This is a genomic window from Pseudomonas sp. FW305-3-2-15-C-LB1 (assembly GCF_058787615.1).
The window spans coordinates 524,296-540,432 of sequence record NZ_JBYSZX010000002.1; the positions used below are offsets into that span (position 1 = coordinate 524,296).

The window sequence follows — 16,137 nt, forward strand, 5'->3', positions numbered from 1 at the left end:
CTCCCACAGGGGTTGATGGGGACATTTTCTGCGTGCCGGCGCTATAGAGGAATTGTCGAAGATCGCCCAGGCGCTATACATTTATGCATGGCAACGAATATTGGTTGGGAGCTTTACCGGTCGTTCCTCGGCGTTTTCCGAGAAGGATCGTTGTCGGGAGCCGCGCGGCAACTCGGCATTACACAGCCCACGGTCGGCCGGCACATTGCCGCGCTGGAAACGGCGCTGGGCGTGGTGCTGTTTACCCGTTCACCGAGCGGCTTGTTGCCCACGGCGGTAGCCCGGACCCTGCGCGCCCACGCCGAAACCATGGAACGCACAGCGGCGGCACTTGAGCGTGCAGCGTCTGCCCAGGGTGATGAAGTGCGCGGCGTGGTGCGCGTGTCCGCCAGTGAAGTGATCGGCGTGGAAGTGCTGCCGCCGATCCTCACGCAAGTGCGCCAGGCACACCCGCACCTCAAGGTCGAACTGGTGCTGACCAACCGCCTGAGCGACCTGTTGCAACTGGAAGCCGACATCGCCGTGCGCATGGTCCGCCCCAGCCAGGAGCAACTGCTGGCGCGACGCATCGGCTTGATCGAAGTGGGCCTGCATGCCCGCGACGATTACCTGCAGCAACACGGCACGCCCCTGTTGATGCAGGACCTGGCCGGCCACTCAGTGATCGGTTTCGACCAGGAAAACGCATTTATCCGCAGCCTGGCCATCACGGGCTTCGAGCGCAGCGCCTTCGCCCTCAGCAGCGACAGCGACCTGGCACAATTGGCGCTGATCCGCGCCGGTGCCGGTATCGGCGGCTGCCAGGTCCAACTGGCCAAGCGCGATCCCTGCCTGCGCCGGGTCCTGCCAGAAGGCTTTGCACTCAAGCTGGACACCTGGGTGACCATGCACGAAGACCTGCGCAACAGCCCGCGCTGCCGCGTGATGTTCGATGCCCTGGTGGAAGGTTTGCAGCGTTACGTACAGGATTGAGACAGCTTCACTGGTGAAGAATCAGACTCCCTCAGTCCCTTCACAGACGCCCCCATGCCCGAAGCCTTCGAAGTCCCCAGCCCCCACGAAAAACACATCGAACACACCACCGAACATGCCCACGGCCGTGGTGACACCTTCGCCAGCCGCATCGCCGTGATGACCGCCCTCATGGCCACCCTCGGCGCCATGCTCAGCTACCAGGCCGGCTCCACCGAAAGCGAAGCGGCAATGGACAAGAACAACGCCGCCATCTTCAAGACCGAAGCCGCCAACCAGTGGAACTACTACCAGGCCAAATCCAGCCGGCAAAACCTGGCAGAACTGGCCACCCACATTCCCGGCGTGGACGCGGTGCATTACAAGGAAGAGATAGAGCGCTACAGAAGCCAGAAGGAAGACGTGCGCAAACAGGCCGAAAAGCTTGAGGCGACGTCAAAGCAATGGGATGAAAAGTCGGAACAGGCGCTGCACCAGCACCATCGCTGGGCCCAGGCGATGACCGCGATTCAGATCGCGATTTCGCTGGCGGCGATTACCTTGCTGACCAGGCGGGAATGGTTGAAGCGCCTGTCGTATACGGCGGCGGGTGTCGCGGTGGTGCTGGGAAGCCTGGCGTGGCTGCATATCTGAGACGATGCAGTCAAAAGGTGGTGACGCCATGATCACTGGGATCAGCACCTTCTCTCAAGGGCTCACGCAATAGTCCTGTATGGCACTTGCCATGGCCTGATTGGGTAGTTTCAGCCAATCAATGACTTCCTTGTCGGGGCCCTTATGTCACGTACTCACAGCGCTTGCGTTTTCCTGTATCTCCTGTTGCTCAGCATCGTCTGGCCCTGCCACGCCAGAGACCTGGCCGAAGGACTTACCGAACAGTCACCGTCCATGGCACTTGAGAATAAACACCACCGTTACCCGCAATGGACCGGCATCGGTTCACTGAAAAACGCCTTAGGCCAGACCTGCAATGCCGTTCTGCTTGACACTCATGATCGCCGGGGCAAGGCCACCGGCCCGGCTTATGTGCTGACCAGCGGGCACTGCGTGTTCTTCAGCTACGGTACGGCGCTGCTGCGCCGGGCGTTCACCGCCGATGTCACCTTCAATTACTTTCATGACACACCTGAACGGCATGTCACCTACGCCGTCAAAACAGCACATTGGAGCAGCATGGCGGGCACCGATTTAGCCGTGCTCGAACTGGATACGTCACTGGCCGCGCTGGTGGCCAGCGGGATCATGCCACTCAGGCTGGCATCTCAACGTCACACGTCGGATCGAGAAGTGATCAATGTGGGAGCGCCGACCGGGTTTCTGAAAAAGGGACTACGCATGAGCGCCTGCGTGGAGTCGACTATCAACAGTTTTGCCGAACAACCCGGTGTGTTCCCCAACGCCTTGCGCAACCGCTGCAACGGTCTGCGCCCAGGCAGCTCCGGCAGTCCGATGCTGGACCGGAATACCAATGAAATCACCAGTATCATCAGCAAGGTCGCGTCCGCCATTCAGAAGGACATTCTCAATAGCTGTCAGAACAACTCGGTGTGTGAAGCCGCCAAATTCAACTACAGCTATCCCGCCAACCACTTGTACTACTGCTTTGTAGACGGTGTGTTCCGTAATGACACCCCGACCTGCCAGCTCAAGGCCGTTGAAATCACGCTGGACGAACCATGGAACCTGAAGCCGTATGTGCATTTACAACGTGATGCCGCCGGCCAAATAACCCGTCCAACCTGGAACCTGAGATTCTCGATCCAGGAGCCGTTCTACCGATTCAAGGCCGTAAATGACATCAACGATTGTGCACGCACCCACGGCTACCAAGTCGCCGCCGCCTCTGACGAGGCCTACATCGACCAGTCCATCGGCCCCGTGCTGGGGCCGCATGTGCTGTGCATACTCGGCGTGCAAAAGGCCGAGCAACCGCTGACCCAAGCACTCCTGCGCAATGTATTCACCCATTCGGTCTTCCTGACCAACCCCGCACCGGCACCGCAGATCAAGCACCGCTATCACATCGCCTGGGAAAACCAGCACAGCGGTTTTAGCCAGCATTACTACTACAGCGTGCATTCGGCGAGCAGGACCACCTGTGGCGATATTGACGATGAACGCTACACCCTGGCCATGGATGGCATTTTCCTGGAAATAGCAGAGCTGCCGGTCACGTTATGCAGCTATGCACGCAACAGTGTTGGGCAACCGTCAGCCATTCGCACAGACATGATCGAAAGCGCAACGGTTCGTTCGCAGCATCATGCCAGGTGAGGCAGCAAGCCCTTTTCAGCAACCTTTGATGAAATTCGGGTATGAGAATAGGCAATGCCCAAAAGGCACCACTCGACCGGGGCACAGACGGGGGTAGGCTGCGAAATCGAGAGCAAAAAAAATCCCGCAGAGCGTCTAACTCGCGGGATTTCTTCAAGAATTTGGCGGTGAAGGAGAGATTCGAAAGTACCCGCACCCTCAATTGCTCAGCCGAGGCCCCGGAATACAATGGCTCCAGCGGTGCCAGTTGCGCGAAAGTGTTCCCACGCCATTCCCATGCGCATCAGCATGCACCTCAATACGCGTGCGCATCACACGTATAGGGGGCTGGAATTCGAAATCTAGAGGGGGGCAAAAAAAGAGTAACATAAGTAATCTTGACCATTTATTACGCTCAAGCCATTGAAATTAAAGGGTTTTGCATTTCGGCCAAAAGGTAATTTTTAAGTAATATTGAAGTAATCTGATTACTCTTTATAAACGTAATTCTCATTTTTATAAAAACTCTTTAAAAACAACAGGTTGGCAAAAAATTACATTTTCAATTACTTCTCTGTTACTCCTTTTTGTAATACCGAACCCCACGGAATACGCGGCCTCCAGCCCATTCCCCAGACGTGGTTACTGAAATTACTCTTTTTGAAATCCCCCCCTCTACCTGCACAGCAACGCATCCAGACCTTTCGAAGAAATACCCCCTCGGTGCAGGGTTCCGCAGGCTTTCAACCTCCCCACAACGCCATGCAAGCGCCCAGCCTAAGCCGCCGGGAGTGGTCCGCAGGGGCGCAGAAAAAACGACCCATTTAGCCCGCAGGCGAGGTGGGGGGACGACGGCGCGGCGCAGGTCATCCAAGCGCGCGCAATTCGCTACCGCTGTGTAAATTCAAATTTCAGGCCCAGGCAGCCTCTAGTAATGTCAGATGGACACCACTGGAAGTAATGGAGTAGCTTGGATTTGCTGGCTCGGAATCAGAGACCGGCAACAGATATAAAACAGACCTCAAGGAATGAAACATGTCGAAAGTAGTGAGCATGATCAACTGGAAAGGTGGAGTGGGAAAAACCACGCTCACCCTTCACTTAGCAGCCGGCTTAGCCACCCGTCACAAAAAAAGAGTTTTACTTATAGATCTTGACCCACAATGCAATCTCTCTTTTTTGGCGATTGGAGCAAGTTCGTATATCTCTCATGCTTACACCAACAACAAGCCAACTTTGAAAGACATCTTCGACGGATACTTTGATAGAAAGTTAGCGAAACCAGAGGACGTAATACTTCAGGAAAGCGTCAGAGCGAGAGCTGGAAAAGTATATGCCCGAGTAGGAGTAATACTATCCCATCAAGAACTGACCTTGCTTGATATGAAACTCGCACGAGAAAAGCGCGTAGGCAAGGATCACAGAGAAGACACAAAGTTTGAAATAGAGAAAATCTCCATCATAAAAAACATTCTTGACGCCGTAGCAGACGATTATGATTACGTTTTGTTAGACTGCCCACCGAATGTAAATCTAGTGACGCAAAACGCTTTTTTTGCTAGTGATTATTATGTAGTACCCTCAATTCCTGACTTTTTGTCAACCGTGGGTATAACCTTGATTAATCAGTACATGGATCAATTCAATAAAGATTATGATTCTATGTGGGGTTACGCAGGCCTTCCTGGAAAATATAACCCTACAAAATTCGGTGGGGTCGTATTTAACATGGTTGACGAGTACAATGGAGGTCCAAAAAACGGCCATCAACAGATAATGACTAACATTAGCTCACAGCTAGGCCCCGGCGCCCTGTTTGATAATTATATTACTGACGGCGATGGCATTTCTGCAGCTGCCGACATGAATCTTCCTGTATTTGCTGTAACTGACTTACCCCGCTCACACCAGAACGCAGGCAAACAAGCAGGTTATATGGGTGCCGTTGTTGATGAGTTTGTTACCCGGATCATATAAGGGAGGCCCATATGAAAAGTCATGAACTAGCCAACATCTTAGAACTCACTTCAAAACTGTTGCGATCATTGCCGAACAACGACATAACTCACAACATCAACCATATTCAGAAGCTGGTGAATAATTCAGCCAAACAGGAAATACAAAAAAATCGACAGTACAGCATTAACCTGCCTGACGATATCAGCGACAAGTTGAGAACGATGAGCACCCAGGAAATAGAAACATATCTAAATGATGACGCTCTATTTGTTTCAACAGCAAGCATTCAAAAGTTAGCCGAAGTAGTTGGAATCCAAACCTCGAAACGTCAAAGCCGAAGCGCGCTAATCAACTTAATTGTTAGGCACCATGAAGCCACGCAAATGGATTCAATTATAAGAAGCGGCTCAAAATCCGAGAAAGAAACACCTTAGAAAAACTTACATAACTGCTGTCAAATAGCCGCCGTGATGGCGGCTATTTTTATATTGAATATATAGTCCCCTTCAAAAAAGCCGATCTAGTAAAGATGGCTCCCAGTTCATTATTACTAGTTCCTCACTAATATCGGCCCGCAGATGCCGCTGATTCGCCGAAGTGTACCGAATGTCCACAGTCTCAAAGTGAAACCCATCAAATACCCGTCGGATATCAGGGTGGTCGTTGATACTCACCATTACCTTGCCCTTGCAACGCCGCATAAATTCGGCCATCCGCTCGTAGTTTTCAAAGGGAAAGTCCACCCCATAGCCTGCGGTCTGCCAGTAAGGCGGATCCATGTAGTGAAAGGTATGCGGCCGGTCGTACCGTTCCGCGCATTCCAGCCAGCCCAGGTTTTCAACGTAGGTGCCTGAGAGGCGCTGCCACGCGGCGGAGAGGTTCTCCTCAATCCGTAGCAGATTGATCGCGGGCCCAGTGGTGGCTGTGCCAAATGTCTGCCCGCTAACCTTCCCCGCAAACGCATGGTGCTGCAGGTAGAAAAACCGCGCCGCCCGCTGGATGTCGGTGAGCGTTTCCGGCCTGGTCATCTTCTGCCATTCGAACACCTGACGAGAGCTGAGCGCCCACTTGAACTGGCGCACGAACTCCTCCAAGTGGTTCTGCACCACGCGATACAGAGTCACCAAGTCGCCGTTGATGTCATTGAGAACCTCAACCGGCGCGGCCTGGGGCCGCATGAAGTAAAGCGCGGCACCGCCGGCAAAAACCTCGACGTAGCATTCATGGGGTGGAAACAGCGGAATAAGACGATCTGCCAGGCGACGTTTGCCGCCCATCCACGGGATTATCGGTGTGCTCATAAGTGATCCTTGTTTCGACAATTGGATTCGCTTAGGCTTCGCACCCCCTGCGCAGTGGGGCGAGGCCTTGGTTGGAGCACTCGGCTGGTTCGAGTGATTCAGCGTCGAACCGGTGTTGACGCACCGGTTCGTCGCCTCGTTTGCTGCGCAGGGGGTTTTAGGCCCCCACGGGAATTTCATAGGGCTTGAACCGTACGACCTCCTCCCCGAGCCAGTCATTCACCTGCGCCATACGCGCCTGAATCGGCTCCAGTTCATTGGCTGCATAGATTTGCGCCGCCTCCCTGATCGACCCAAACCCTCCCGCGTTCTGCGGCACAATGCCCATCAACTGCGGCGGAATGCGCAAGCTGGCCAGCACATCGTCGCGGGTCTGGTTTTTGATCGAATTGAATTCGTCCTTGGCCGTCACTTCACTGACCGGAATGATCTGCAACCCGTCCTTTTTGCCGTTCGGCGAGTACACAAACAGGTTGCGGAAGTTACCCGGCCCCTTGGAATCCTTGAGCGCCTTGCGCAGTGAATCGACATCCGCTTCGTTCTGCGCGGCGTCGGTCATGTAGAGGATGAAGCCGGCGTGACTGCCGTTCTCGTAGTACTTGCGGCGGAACAGCGTGGCCGACTCATTCAGCAACGCCGACTGCAAGGCGCTGATCCACTCGGGCAGGCCGTACACTTCCTGGTGCAGATCCGCTTCCCGCAGATGAAAAACGGTGCCCGGTTCAAACTCATGCTCCTCTTTCCAGCCCTGGACCATGAACTGCCGCCCGTCCTTGCCCGAGCGCATGTACTTCGCCAACGGCGGCACGAGCTCGCGCAACGGGCCGAGCAGCGAGCGCCGCCCTTCCAGGTAGCCGTTGCCCAGGCACAGAAAATCCAGAGCAAACTGTTCAAACGCTGCCCGCGACAGCAGTCGGTGTGGGATAAACGTTTTGCTCAGCAGGTTGCGCTTGAACATCAACCCCGAATGCAGATGCACGCTGGAGCCCACAGACCGTGCCAGGCCGTCCAGCGACAGCGGCGGCTCGTACCACCGCCCGTTAAACCAGCACTCCAGATAATCAAACACCTCCCGGCCACTCAACACTGGTGACGGATCGCCGAAGCTGAACGCCTCCATCTTGCTATCACTGCGAGGAATGAACTCCTGCGTTGCAACCGTGGAAGCCTGGGCCACTTGCTTGGTATTTCTGCGGCGGTTCGACATCAAAAAATCTCCATCCGCCCGGTGTTGGCAGTGGTCTGCCCCTCCAGCGGTTCGTTGTGCAATGCATGAAAGAGCGCCCACGCCAGGTCAGCGTGGCCGGTGTTGTCGTTGCGGCCGGCGGTGTAGGTGAATTGGCGACCGCCTGCGGTGATGGTCTTACGGATCGCCATCAACGACTGGGCCATGTCGGTCCAGCCGGCGTCGAACTCCAGCCGGCCCCGGTGGATCACGTCGTAGGCCTTCAGCACCAGGCGGGTCTTGACCTCAGGCGAATAGCTGAACGTGGTGACATTGGGGAAGAATTGGCGCACCAGTTGCGCCACGCCGCTGCCGAGACCCGTGACGTCAATGCCGATGTACGTCACCCAGTACCGGTCGCAGACGGCTTTGATCACGCTGGCCTGGGCCGCGAAGTCCATGCCTCGGAACTGATGACGCTCCAGTACCCGGAACTTGCCCCCTGGTACCAGAGGCGGCGCGACCACCACCAGGCCCGAGCAATCGCCGGTTTCAGCCGGGTCATACCCCACCCACACCTGGCGGTCGCCGAACGGCCGCATGGCAAACGGCTTGTAGTCCTCGGCCCACTCGACCCAGCTGTCGACCATGCACGGCTGCAACACCGTCAGCGGGAAAATGCTCGCGCCGTCGTCGACGAACTCGCACATCAGCAGGTTGGCGAACGCCTCAGGGCTGTACTCCCGGCGCAGTTCCTCAATGTCGAACAGGTCGCACCCACCCTCCTCCGCGTCCAAGATGGTGACGATCTGACGCCACAACCGGTCCTCGCAGAAACGACCCTGCTGGAGCGCCCCGTGGGATACGTCGACTTTGGTGTGTTGCGCCGCCGGCTTGCCCTTGTTGAAGCGCTCGCCCGTCCAGAAGGTGTAGGCCTCATGGGCCATGGTCGACGGCGTCGAGAAGTAGGTTTTGCGCCACTTCTTGTGCATCGCCATCCCCGACGCAACCTTGTTCAGTTCCTCAAACTTGAACGTCCAGAAGAATTCGTCGAAGTAGAAATTGCCGTGGTAGCCCTGGGCCGTGCGCGCGTTGGTACCGAGAAAAAACAGTTCGGCGCCGTTCGGCAACACGATGGGATCACCAGTCAACTCGACGCCGATGACCTCGCGGGCAAACGCCTGGATGTACCCACGGAATAAGTAGGCCTGGTTCTTCGACGCCGACAAGAAAATCTGATTGCGCCCTGTTTCCAGCGCATCAATAAACGCCTCTCGGGCGAAGTAGTAAGTGGCGCCGATCTGCCGGCTTTTTAGGATGACGCGGGTGCGCTGATTGCCCGCCCGGTGCCAGTCTTTCTGGTAGTCGAAACACCCATCGATAAACGCTTCGCGCAGCAGCTCGATCTGGTCTTCGCTGATGTCGTTTTTCGGCGTCTTCTTCTTCGGTCCTTCGTTGCGCTTGGCGAGGTTGGGGTTGAGTTCGGTTTCGGTACCGCCACCCTGGAAGCGCTGAATGCGGGCCTGTCGCTCCAACTGCCGGTGCAGCAGGTCGATCTCTTTGAAGTCCCCGCCGCTCTTGCCTTCCTTGAGGATCAACTGCACCAGACGCGCTTCCAGCGCCCCGCCGATGCGCTCGACGTTATCCGCCCGGTCCCACTCGTCGCGAGCCTTCCAGCTGTGTAGCGTTTTTTCCTTTTCGCCCGTAGCCTCGGCAATCTCGCAGATGCGCCAACCCATCCAATACAGGAACTTGGATTGGCGTCGGGGATCAATGGGAAGTAATTCGGTTGTCATAAACCAAATGCTGCCGAACACAAAGGCTATAAGGTAGGGTTACCACCTGTAGCCTTTGCTTACACAACCTCACTTCCGTGAATAACGATTAGTTCCAAGCTAACTAGAGGGTACGATAATTTCCCTATTCACCCTCATCTAAATCGATGATACCGACGTTCGCTGTGTACTCTCCCGTTCTACCACTAACCCGACTCATAACTCTCTCAGGCGTATCATCGCGGAAATTTACTATATGACCCACTAAAACACCATCATCGGTAATTTCTTGCTCTTCATCTAGCATCCACTCTTCAATCTCCTCTAGTGTGAGGCCTGTCGCATCGGCTAGAAGTTCTTCTAGAGTTTCCTGATAAGGTTCAGCATTTTCAGGGAAGAGTACCTGATCATATTTGGCAGGAAGCAGGGCAAACTCCCCCCACCCAAGATCACTTATAGCTAAACCGCTTCCATTTTTTGAAATAGGACCGTACATCATCACGATACGACCAATGGATGCATCCGTTATGCCGTGCTCCTTGGAGTCACGAATAGACATCTTCAAAGTGAAATCTTGATAATCACCATCGTTTTCATATTGAAGGCGAGTCATTTGTATATTCCAAGGATTACCATCCCCCATTTTAAATATGCGCTTTATACGACCGAAATACAGTTTAGACTTTTCGTTTAACTCCCGAACGTTCGACACATCCATCAAGGCATCACTTAAAAGTTGAGGATACTGGGCGTCAGGCAAAAAATAATATTTATAATAATTCTTATCAAAACTTCTACACAGCCCTCGAACTGTAGTTATCCTGCTAGGAAGCTTAATTTGCTCCCCATTATGCCTCTTAATAGGAACATCTGTAGGTTCACCATCTATATCTTCAACGACAGGACCATCGTAAACTTGTCCTGGCAATACCGGCGCGACAGGTTTTTCTTTCATAAAGCTTTTAACAACAACGAGCAGTTCATCATCAATGGCTTGTTTAGCTTCTTCTTCGGTCGTAAATCTTTGCCCGTCGCGCTTCTTCACTCGTAGTCCGCATGGTGGTCGGTGTGTCCTACTGTGGGCGAAGTACGCAGCTCGCCCATTTGCGTCTTTATCTCCATCCTCTGGGGATCTGAATAAACCAACGCAACACTCCGGGCAAAATATATTGCCTTTCATTTCTTTTTGATATTCAGATGTGAGTACAGACTTCGCAGCAGCACGGAGCGCCACTTTATCGCCTCCGTATGCCCACCCTGCGAGATAGTAAGCAAACTTAATTCGGTTTGATTCTGGTTTTCCTGGAGCTGCCATTTCAAAAATCCTTTTCAGTGTGAGATCTGCGTAAAAATCAATTTCACCACGAATAATGGCACAGTGATACTGGCTATACGAATCGCCTGATAACCCTCGCGTTAGCCTTGTAGATTTGCTCCTTACAACCACAACTCATTGCTGCGACTCGCGCGCGTCACGACCATGCCCTCATTGCAACGCATCGCTTACGTCAGAGCATGCGCCCAACGCATTGAGGATTCCCGGCATGAAGAAATTCCGCAGTAATTGGTTCCGCGTCGCCGTCGAGGGCGCTACCTCTGACAAGCGCACCATCAAACGCAGCTGGTTGGAACAGGCCGCAAAAAACTTCAACCCGTCCACCTATGGCGCCCGCATCTGGCTGGAGCACTTCCGTAGCCTGCTGCCCGACAGCCCTTTCAAGGCCTACGGTGACGTGCTCGCGGTCAAGACCGAAGTAGTGGAAATCAACGGCCAGAAGAAGCTGGCACTGTTCGCCCAGGTCGAGCCGACGCCCGACCTGATCGCCATGAACAAGGCCAAGCAGAAGATTTACACCTCGATCGAAATCGACGACAGCTTCTCGGACACCGGCGAGGCCTATATCGTCGGCGTGGCGGTGACCGACTCCCCGGCCAGCCTGGGCACCGATGTACTGTCTTTCTCCGCGCAGAAGCCAGAATCCAGTCCATTCAAAGACCGTCATTACTCCGCGACGTCGATGTTCACTGAGGCAGTGGAAACCGAGTTGCAGTTTGAGGAAATCGAAGACAAGCCCAGCCTCGGCGCACAACTCTTCAGCAAAGTGCAGGCACTGCTCGGCGGCAAACAGGCGAAGGACGACGCCGATTTCGCCCAAATCGGCCAAGCCGTCGAAGCGATTGCCGATCACGTCAAGGATCTGCCCGATCAGTTGGCTGCCGAGAAGAAATTCTCCGGCGAACTGAACACCAAGGTCGAGCAGCTCAGCAAAGAACTGGTCGAGCTGAAAACCACCCTCGGCAAAACCCAAGACCACTCCCAAACCCAGCGCCCACCGGTAACCGGCGGCGGCAAACAAGCCCTGGCTGAGTTCTGACCTGCGGCCTACACCGCCCAGCCCACTATCGGAGACACCCATGCGTAACGACACTCGAAAACTCTTCACCGGCTACCTCAGCCAGGTCGCACTGCTCAACGGCGTTGAATCGGCCACCGCCACATTCAGCGTCGACCCAACCATCCAGCAGCGCCTGGAAACAAAGATTCAGGAGTCGAGCGAGTTCCTGACCAAGGTCAACGTCATCGGCGTCGATGAACAGGAAGGCGAAAAGGTTGGCCTGGGCGTAGGTGGCACCGTTGCCAGCCGTACCAACACCAACGTCAAAAAGCGTGAGCCGCGCAGCATCGGCACTCTGTCGAGCGATAAGTACAAGGCAGAGCAGACCGACTTCGATACCTTCGTCAGCTACAAACAGCTCGACGCCTGGGCCAAGTTCCCGGACTTCCAAACCCGCCTGTCCAGCGCCATAGCCCAACGTCAGGCGCTCGACCGTATCCAGATCGGTTTCTACGGTGTTTCGGCCGCAGAGCAAACCGACCGCACAGCGCACCCGCTGCTGGAAGACGTCAACGTCGGTTGGCTCCAGCAGTACCGCACCCACGCACCCGACCGTGTGCTGAAGGAAGGTGCTGTCGCCGGCAAGATCACCATCGGCAAAACCGGCGACTTCAAGAACATCGACGCCCTGGTCTACGACGCCATCCAGTTGCTCGACCCTTGGTATCGCCGCAACCCTGGCCTGGTCGTGCTGACCGGCCGCGAACTGGTCCACGACAAGTTCCTGGCCCTGGTCAACAAGGACCAGGACGCCACCAACACCCTGGCGAGCGACCTGATCATCTCGCAACGCCGCGTCGGTGGCTTGCCGCTGTACGAGGTGCCGTACATCCCCGAAGGCACGATCCTCATCACCACCTTCGCCAACCTGTCGGTGTACTGGCAGATCGGCGGGCGCCGCCGCTACCTCAAGGAAGAGCCGGAGTGGAACCGCGTCAGCAACTTCGAATCGTCGAACGAAGCTTATGTGGTCGAGGAATACGGCCTGGGCTGCCTGCTGGAAAACATCACGCCGGTTGAAGACGCAGGCAGCGAGGGTTAACCCCATGGCACTCAGCATCGCCCAAGCCCACCAACGCCGCGCACGCGCGGCCATGGAGGCAGCGAAAACGGCACCACAGCAATCCATGGCCGGCGCCACTGCATACGAGCACCAGTTGAATCAGCTGCTGCAAGACCGGCTGCGCCTGAAAGCCATCCAGTCCAACGAGGGCAAGGCTGCACTCAAAGCACAGTTGTTGCCCGAGTACATCCCGTACGTCGAGGGAGTGCTTGCAGCAGGCAATGGTGCCCAGGATGACGTCATGACCACCGTCATGGTCTGGCGCGTTGACGTCGAGGACTACAGCGGCGCTCTGGACATCGCTGACTACGTGCTCAAGCACAAGCTGATCATGCCGGACCGTTTCGAACGCACCACCGGTTGCCTGGTGGCAGAGGAAATCGCCACGGCCGCGCTGAAGGCGCAAAAGGCCAATGGCAGTTTCGACCTGAGCGTCTTGCACCGCACCGTCGAACTGACCGACGCCGAAGACATGCCCGACCAGGCCCGCGCCAAGCTGTACCTGGCAACCGGCCGCGCGACATTGGATGGCATCACCGCCGAGGAGCCAGGCCAGCCCGGACAGATTCAGGCCGGTATCGACCTGCTCAAGCGGGCGATCGAGCTGCACGAGGGTTGCGGCGGCAAAAAAGATTTGGACGGCGCCGAGCGCCTCCTGAAAAAACACGCTGCCACTGGCAGCTGACCGAGCGTCCCCACGCACCCAGCCGGCTCGGGGCGGATCGGCCAGGCCGCTCCTCCTGAACGTGAAGCCCCGACCACCGGCGATCTATTTTGAGTGCCGTTCCATGAGCGCATTTGTAGCCAGCGGCCCAGTCACCGGCGGCCATATCAACACCGACACGTTCTGGCCGTCGATTGACCTGGACGGCTTGCGCGCCACCCTGCGCATCGACGCCAGCGTCACTCCGGCCCGCCTGGAAACCGCCGTGATCGCCGCGGCGATCAACCTCAATAACGAACTGAGCGAATGGCGCGTCGCGCAACAAGCCGCTGGCCACGCCACCTTGGCTGACGTGCCGGGGGATCGCATCAAGGAGGTATCGGTAAAGGTTCACCTGTACCGCCGTGCGATCGAGGCCGGTACCGGCGCTGAAGTCTGCGAGCGGTACCGCGATTACAGCGCGACCAATACCGGCAGCGACAAAGCCGAAGAAACCGCCCCGACCATCGACGATTACCGCCGGGACCTGCGCTGGGCGGTACGCGACTTCCTCGGCCGCACCCGCACCACAGTGGAGCTGATCTGATGCCCGTCGCCACTCGCACCATCCAAAACGACACCGTCGATGCCCTCTGCTGGCGTCACTACGGCCGTACCGCAGGCGTCACCGAGGCCGTGCTTGAAGCCAACCCTGGCCTGGCCGACCACGGCCCAATCCTGCCGCAAGGCCTGGTCGTCAACATGCCCGAAGCCCAAACCAGCGCGCCCCAACGGCAGATGGTGAATCTATGGGACTGACACCGCAGCACCAAGCCCTTGAACCCACCAACCCTGGACAACGGAATGAAGCGCATGCCTGAACGTCCCGACACCTGGGCCTGGCTCGCCGCCTGGCTCGAACAGAACTGGCCGACTCTCTACGCCGGAGTCCTCGCCTTGGTCATCGCGGCCCTACGGATCATGTATGGCGGCGGCACCCTGCGCCGCATGCTGATCGAGGCACCGCTGTGCGGCACGCTAGCCCTGGCGGCGAGCCATGGCCTGGCGTTGCTCGGCATACCGACGTCCACTGCGCCTTTTTTCGGTGGGGTGATCGGGTTGCTGGGCGTCGAAGGTACCCGCGCTGCGGCCAAGAAGTTTTTCAACCGGAAGGTAGAGCAACTATGACAACCCTTCGCCACGGGGATCGCTCGCAAGCAGTGCTGATCCTGCAAAAGAACCTCAACAGACACGGGGCCAACCTGGTGGCGGACGGTGACTACGGCGACACCACCGAAGCTGCTGTCCGCGCCTACCAGGTCAAAGTCGGCTTGGTCGCCGACGGTATCGGAGACTATTGCCCTGGCCTGGGAGGATGTCGATCTGAAACAGGGGACTGTGACTTTCCGCCGATCCAAGGTGCGGGGAGCCTATCGCGTGACGAAAACTCGTCGTTCTACTCGCAAGGTGCGTCTGCTGGAGCCCGCGTGGGATGCCCTGCGGAAGCTGGACGCCATCAACCAGCTCAAGACCGTGGATACGGTGGACGTCGTCGAGCGGGACAACAAGACCGTTCGCAAGCACAAGTTGCACTTTGTATTCCTGAACACCAAAAGTGGCCTGCCGCACGTCAGTGACTTCGTCGTGAGGGACAGGTTCTTTAAAGCACACTTGAAAGCGGCCGGCGTTCGCTATCGCGGTCCTGGCCAGTGCCGGCACACCTATGCCAGCCAACTGCTTACCACGGGCGTTGCCTCGGTTGACTGGATTGCAGAGCAGATGGGCCACACCAGTGCGGACATGATCCGACAGCACTATTGAACATGGATAAATGAGGACGGCCCGGACATCGTTGGTTTGCTTCAACACGCACTTGGTTTATAGATGTCTTTCAGCGTCATTGAGATGAGCTTATGCCGTTACTGCATAGATACGAATCGTTGCTGCTTAAAAAGAACGTAACCCTAGCGCAGCCCTACTGGGATCGAGTCAGCCAGTGCCTGGCTATGCGGCTACACAACGGATCATTACTCCGGCGGATCAATAAATTTTCGGTATTAGACGAGATTGCTTTTCTCGAGAAAACAGCCACCAGCCGACCTACAGGTACAAAAGCCGCTGAGAAATTTAGAGGGCCTATTCTGGGGCGCTTTTGGCACAAGCATTACTTCGACGCATATCACTTGCCCGAAAACATAAACAACAGGTGGTTTGGAGGGTTTGCGAAGAAGCAAGGGTTACTGCAAGCCATGTTCCGAGAAATTCTAATGGCAGAAGACGATACGGATATGGATACCTATCGAGAGGCTGTTGCCAATCGAATTTCACACTCTTTTGTCTACGGGGCAATCGAGGAGAGAAAAAAGAGGGGGGCGTTAACGGGTGAATGGCTCGTTTACTACGTGCATGACGGGCTGAATTATTACTTGGACTTGGCCGACCATAGCTCGTTGGACGACCAGCAAGGGCTGTTTGATCGTTTGAAAGACGGTTGCGCCTGGGAATTCCCCTTTGCCTTCGATTAGATTCACTCTGCCCTATTCACGTTCCCAGATCGTCCTTTCACCACCCAAATGTGGCCCTCAGTGCCCGCCGCTTATCAATCAGTGG

16 protein-coding genes and 2 pseudogenes are annotated in these 16,137 nt (G+C 56.1%); 14 read left to right on the top strand and 4 right to left on the bottom strand.

All coding sequences use genetic code 11. The features are described from left to right. Positions 1 to 87: 87 nt before the first annotated feature. The 5 genes from AC3WP7_RS06190 to AC3WP7_RS06210 all read left to right on the top strand — a co-directional run bounded on the left by AC3WP7_RS06190 (position 88) and on the right by AC3WP7_RS06210 (position 5,618). Positions 88 to 972 carry a LysR family transcriptional regulator gene (locus AC3WP7_RS06190; protein ID WP_093128097.1) on the top strand — a complete coding sequence of 295 codons (885 nt, stop codon included), beginning with the start codon at positions 88 to 90 and terminating at the stop codon, positions 970 to 972. A gap of 54 nt (positions 973 to 1,026) precedes the next feature. After that, on the top strand, positions 1,027 to 1,605 hold the full coding sequence (locus AC3WP7_RS06195; RefSeq protein WP_102592288.1) for a DUF4337 domain-containing protein: 579 nt from the start codon (positions 1,027 to 1,029) through the stop codon (positions 1,603 to 1,605). Between the two features lie 144 nt (positions 1,606 to 1,749). Then, positions 1,750 to 3,246, top strand: coding sequence for a trypsin-like serine peptidase (locus AC3WP7_RS06200; protein WP_102592287.1), 1,497 nt, complete (start codon positions 1,750 to 1,752; stop codon positions 3,244 to 3,246). A 1,014-nt stretch (positions 3,247 to 4,260) separates the two neighbouring features. Continuing rightward, entirely contained in the window at positions 4,261 to 5,202 is a 942-nt protein-coding gene (locus AC3WP7_RS06205; protein WP_102592286.1) for a ParA family protein, read from the top strand. 11 nt (positions 5,203 to 5,213) lie between these two features. Further along, positions 5,214 to 5,618, top strand: coding sequence for a hypothetical protein (locus AC3WP7_RS06210; RefSeq protein ID WP_102592285.1), 405 nt, complete (start codon positions 5,214 to 5,216; stop codon positions 5,616 to 5,618). Positions 5,619 to 5,690: 72 nt separating this feature from the next. On the opposite strand, the gene AC3WP7_RS06215 is transcribed toward AC3WP7_RS06210, so the two are convergent. The 4 genes from AC3WP7_RS06215 to AC3WP7_RS06230 form a co-directional block, all read right to left on the bottom strand. After that, positions 5,691 to 6,485, bottom strand: a complete 795-nt coding sequence (locus AC3WP7_RS06215; RefSeq protein ID WP_102592284.1) for a DNA adenine methylase — start codon at positions 6,483 to 6,485, stop codon at positions 5,691 to 5,693. Between the two features lie 157 nt (positions 6,486 to 6,642). After that, positions 6,643 to 7,692: a phage portal protein gene (locus AC3WP7_RS06220; RefSeq protein ID WP_102592283.1), complete on the bottom strand. Its 1,050-nt coding sequence runs from the start codon at positions 7,690 to 7,692 to the stop codon at positions 6,643 to 6,645. Further along, complete coding sequence (locus tag AC3WP7_RS06225) at positions 7,692 to 9,446, bottom strand: terminase ATPase subunit family protein (RefSeq protein WP_102592299.1); 1,755 nt, start codon at positions 9,444 to 9,446, stop codon at positions 7,692 to 7,694. Before AC3WP7_RS06225 ends, AC3WP7_RS06220 begins: the two co-directional genes overlap by 1 nt. Positions 9,447 to 9,570: 124 nt before the next feature. Continuing rightward, complete coding sequence (locus AC3WP7_RS06230) at positions 9,571 to 10,740, bottom strand: hypothetical protein (protein WP_146012694.1); 1,170 nt, start codon at positions 10,738 to 10,740, stop codon at positions 9,571 to 9,573. A 229-nt stretch (positions 10,741 to 10,969) separates the two neighbouring features. On the opposite strand from AC3WP7_RS06230, the gene AC3WP7_RS06235 reads away from it, so the two are divergent. From AC3WP7_RS06235 to AC3WP7_RS06275, 9 genes and pseudogenes are all read left to right on the top strand, one after another. Then, positions 10,970 to 11,800 carry a GPO family capsid scaffolding protein gene (locus AC3WP7_RS06235; RefSeq protein WP_102592282.1) on the top strand — a complete coding sequence of 277 codons (831 nt, stop codon included), beginning with the start codon at positions 10,970 to 10,972 and terminating at the stop codon, positions 11,798 to 11,800. A 40-nt stretch (positions 11,801 to 11,840) separates the two neighbouring features. After that, a complete protein-coding gene (locus AC3WP7_RS06240) occupies positions 11,841 to 12,863 on the top strand; it encodes a phage major capsid protein, P2 family (protein ID WP_102592281.1) in 1,023 nt (340 codons plus the stop codon). Positions 12,864 to 12,867: 4 nt separating this feature from the next. Beyond that, the gene (locus tag AC3WP7_RS06245) at positions 12,868 to 13,569 is read left to right on the top strand and encodes a phage terminase small subunit (protein WP_102592280.1); all 702 of its coding nucleotides are present in this window, start codon (positions 12,868 to 12,870) and stop codon (positions 13,567 to 13,569) included. 103 nt (positions 13,570 to 13,672) lie between these two features. Beyond that, positions 13,673 to 14,134, top strand: coding sequence for a head completion/stabilization protein (locus AC3WP7_RS06250; RefSeq protein ID WP_102592279.1), 462 nt, complete (start codon positions 13,673 to 13,675; stop codon positions 14,132 to 14,134). Further along, a complete protein-coding gene (locus tag AC3WP7_RS06255) occupies positions 14,134 to 14,346 on the top strand; it encodes a tail protein X (protein ID WP_102592278.1) in 213 nt (70 codons plus the stop codon). Before AC3WP7_RS06250 ends, AC3WP7_RS06255 begins: the two co-directional genes overlap by 1 nt. Before the next feature lie 45 nt (positions 14,347 to 14,391). Beyond that, positions 14,392 to 14,715, top strand: a complete 324-nt coding sequence (locus AC3WP7_RS06260) for a phage holin, lambda family (RefSeq protein ID WP_172963325.1) — start codon at positions 14,392 to 14,394, stop codon at positions 14,713 to 14,715. Then, positions 14,712 to 14,876 (top strand): annotated as a pseudogene (locus AC3WP7_RS06265) (peptidoglycan-binding domain-containing protein); the annotation flags it as partial. The gene AC3WP7_RS06260 and the pseudogene AC3WP7_RS06265, both read left to right, overlap by 4 nt. After that, positions 14,866 to 15,411, top strand: a pseudogene (locus AC3WP7_RS06270) (tyrosine-type recombinase/integrase); the annotation flags it as partial. The pseudogenes AC3WP7_RS06265 and AC3WP7_RS06270, both read left to right, overlap by 11 nt. Before the next feature lie 29 nt (positions 15,412 to 15,440). Then, positions 15,441 to 16,052: a hypothetical protein gene (locus AC3WP7_RS06275; protein ID WP_102592277.1), complete on the top strand. Its 612-nt coding sequence runs from the start codon at positions 15,441 to 15,443 to the stop codon at positions 16,050 to 16,052. Positions 16,053 to 16,137: the final 85 nt, after the last annotated feature.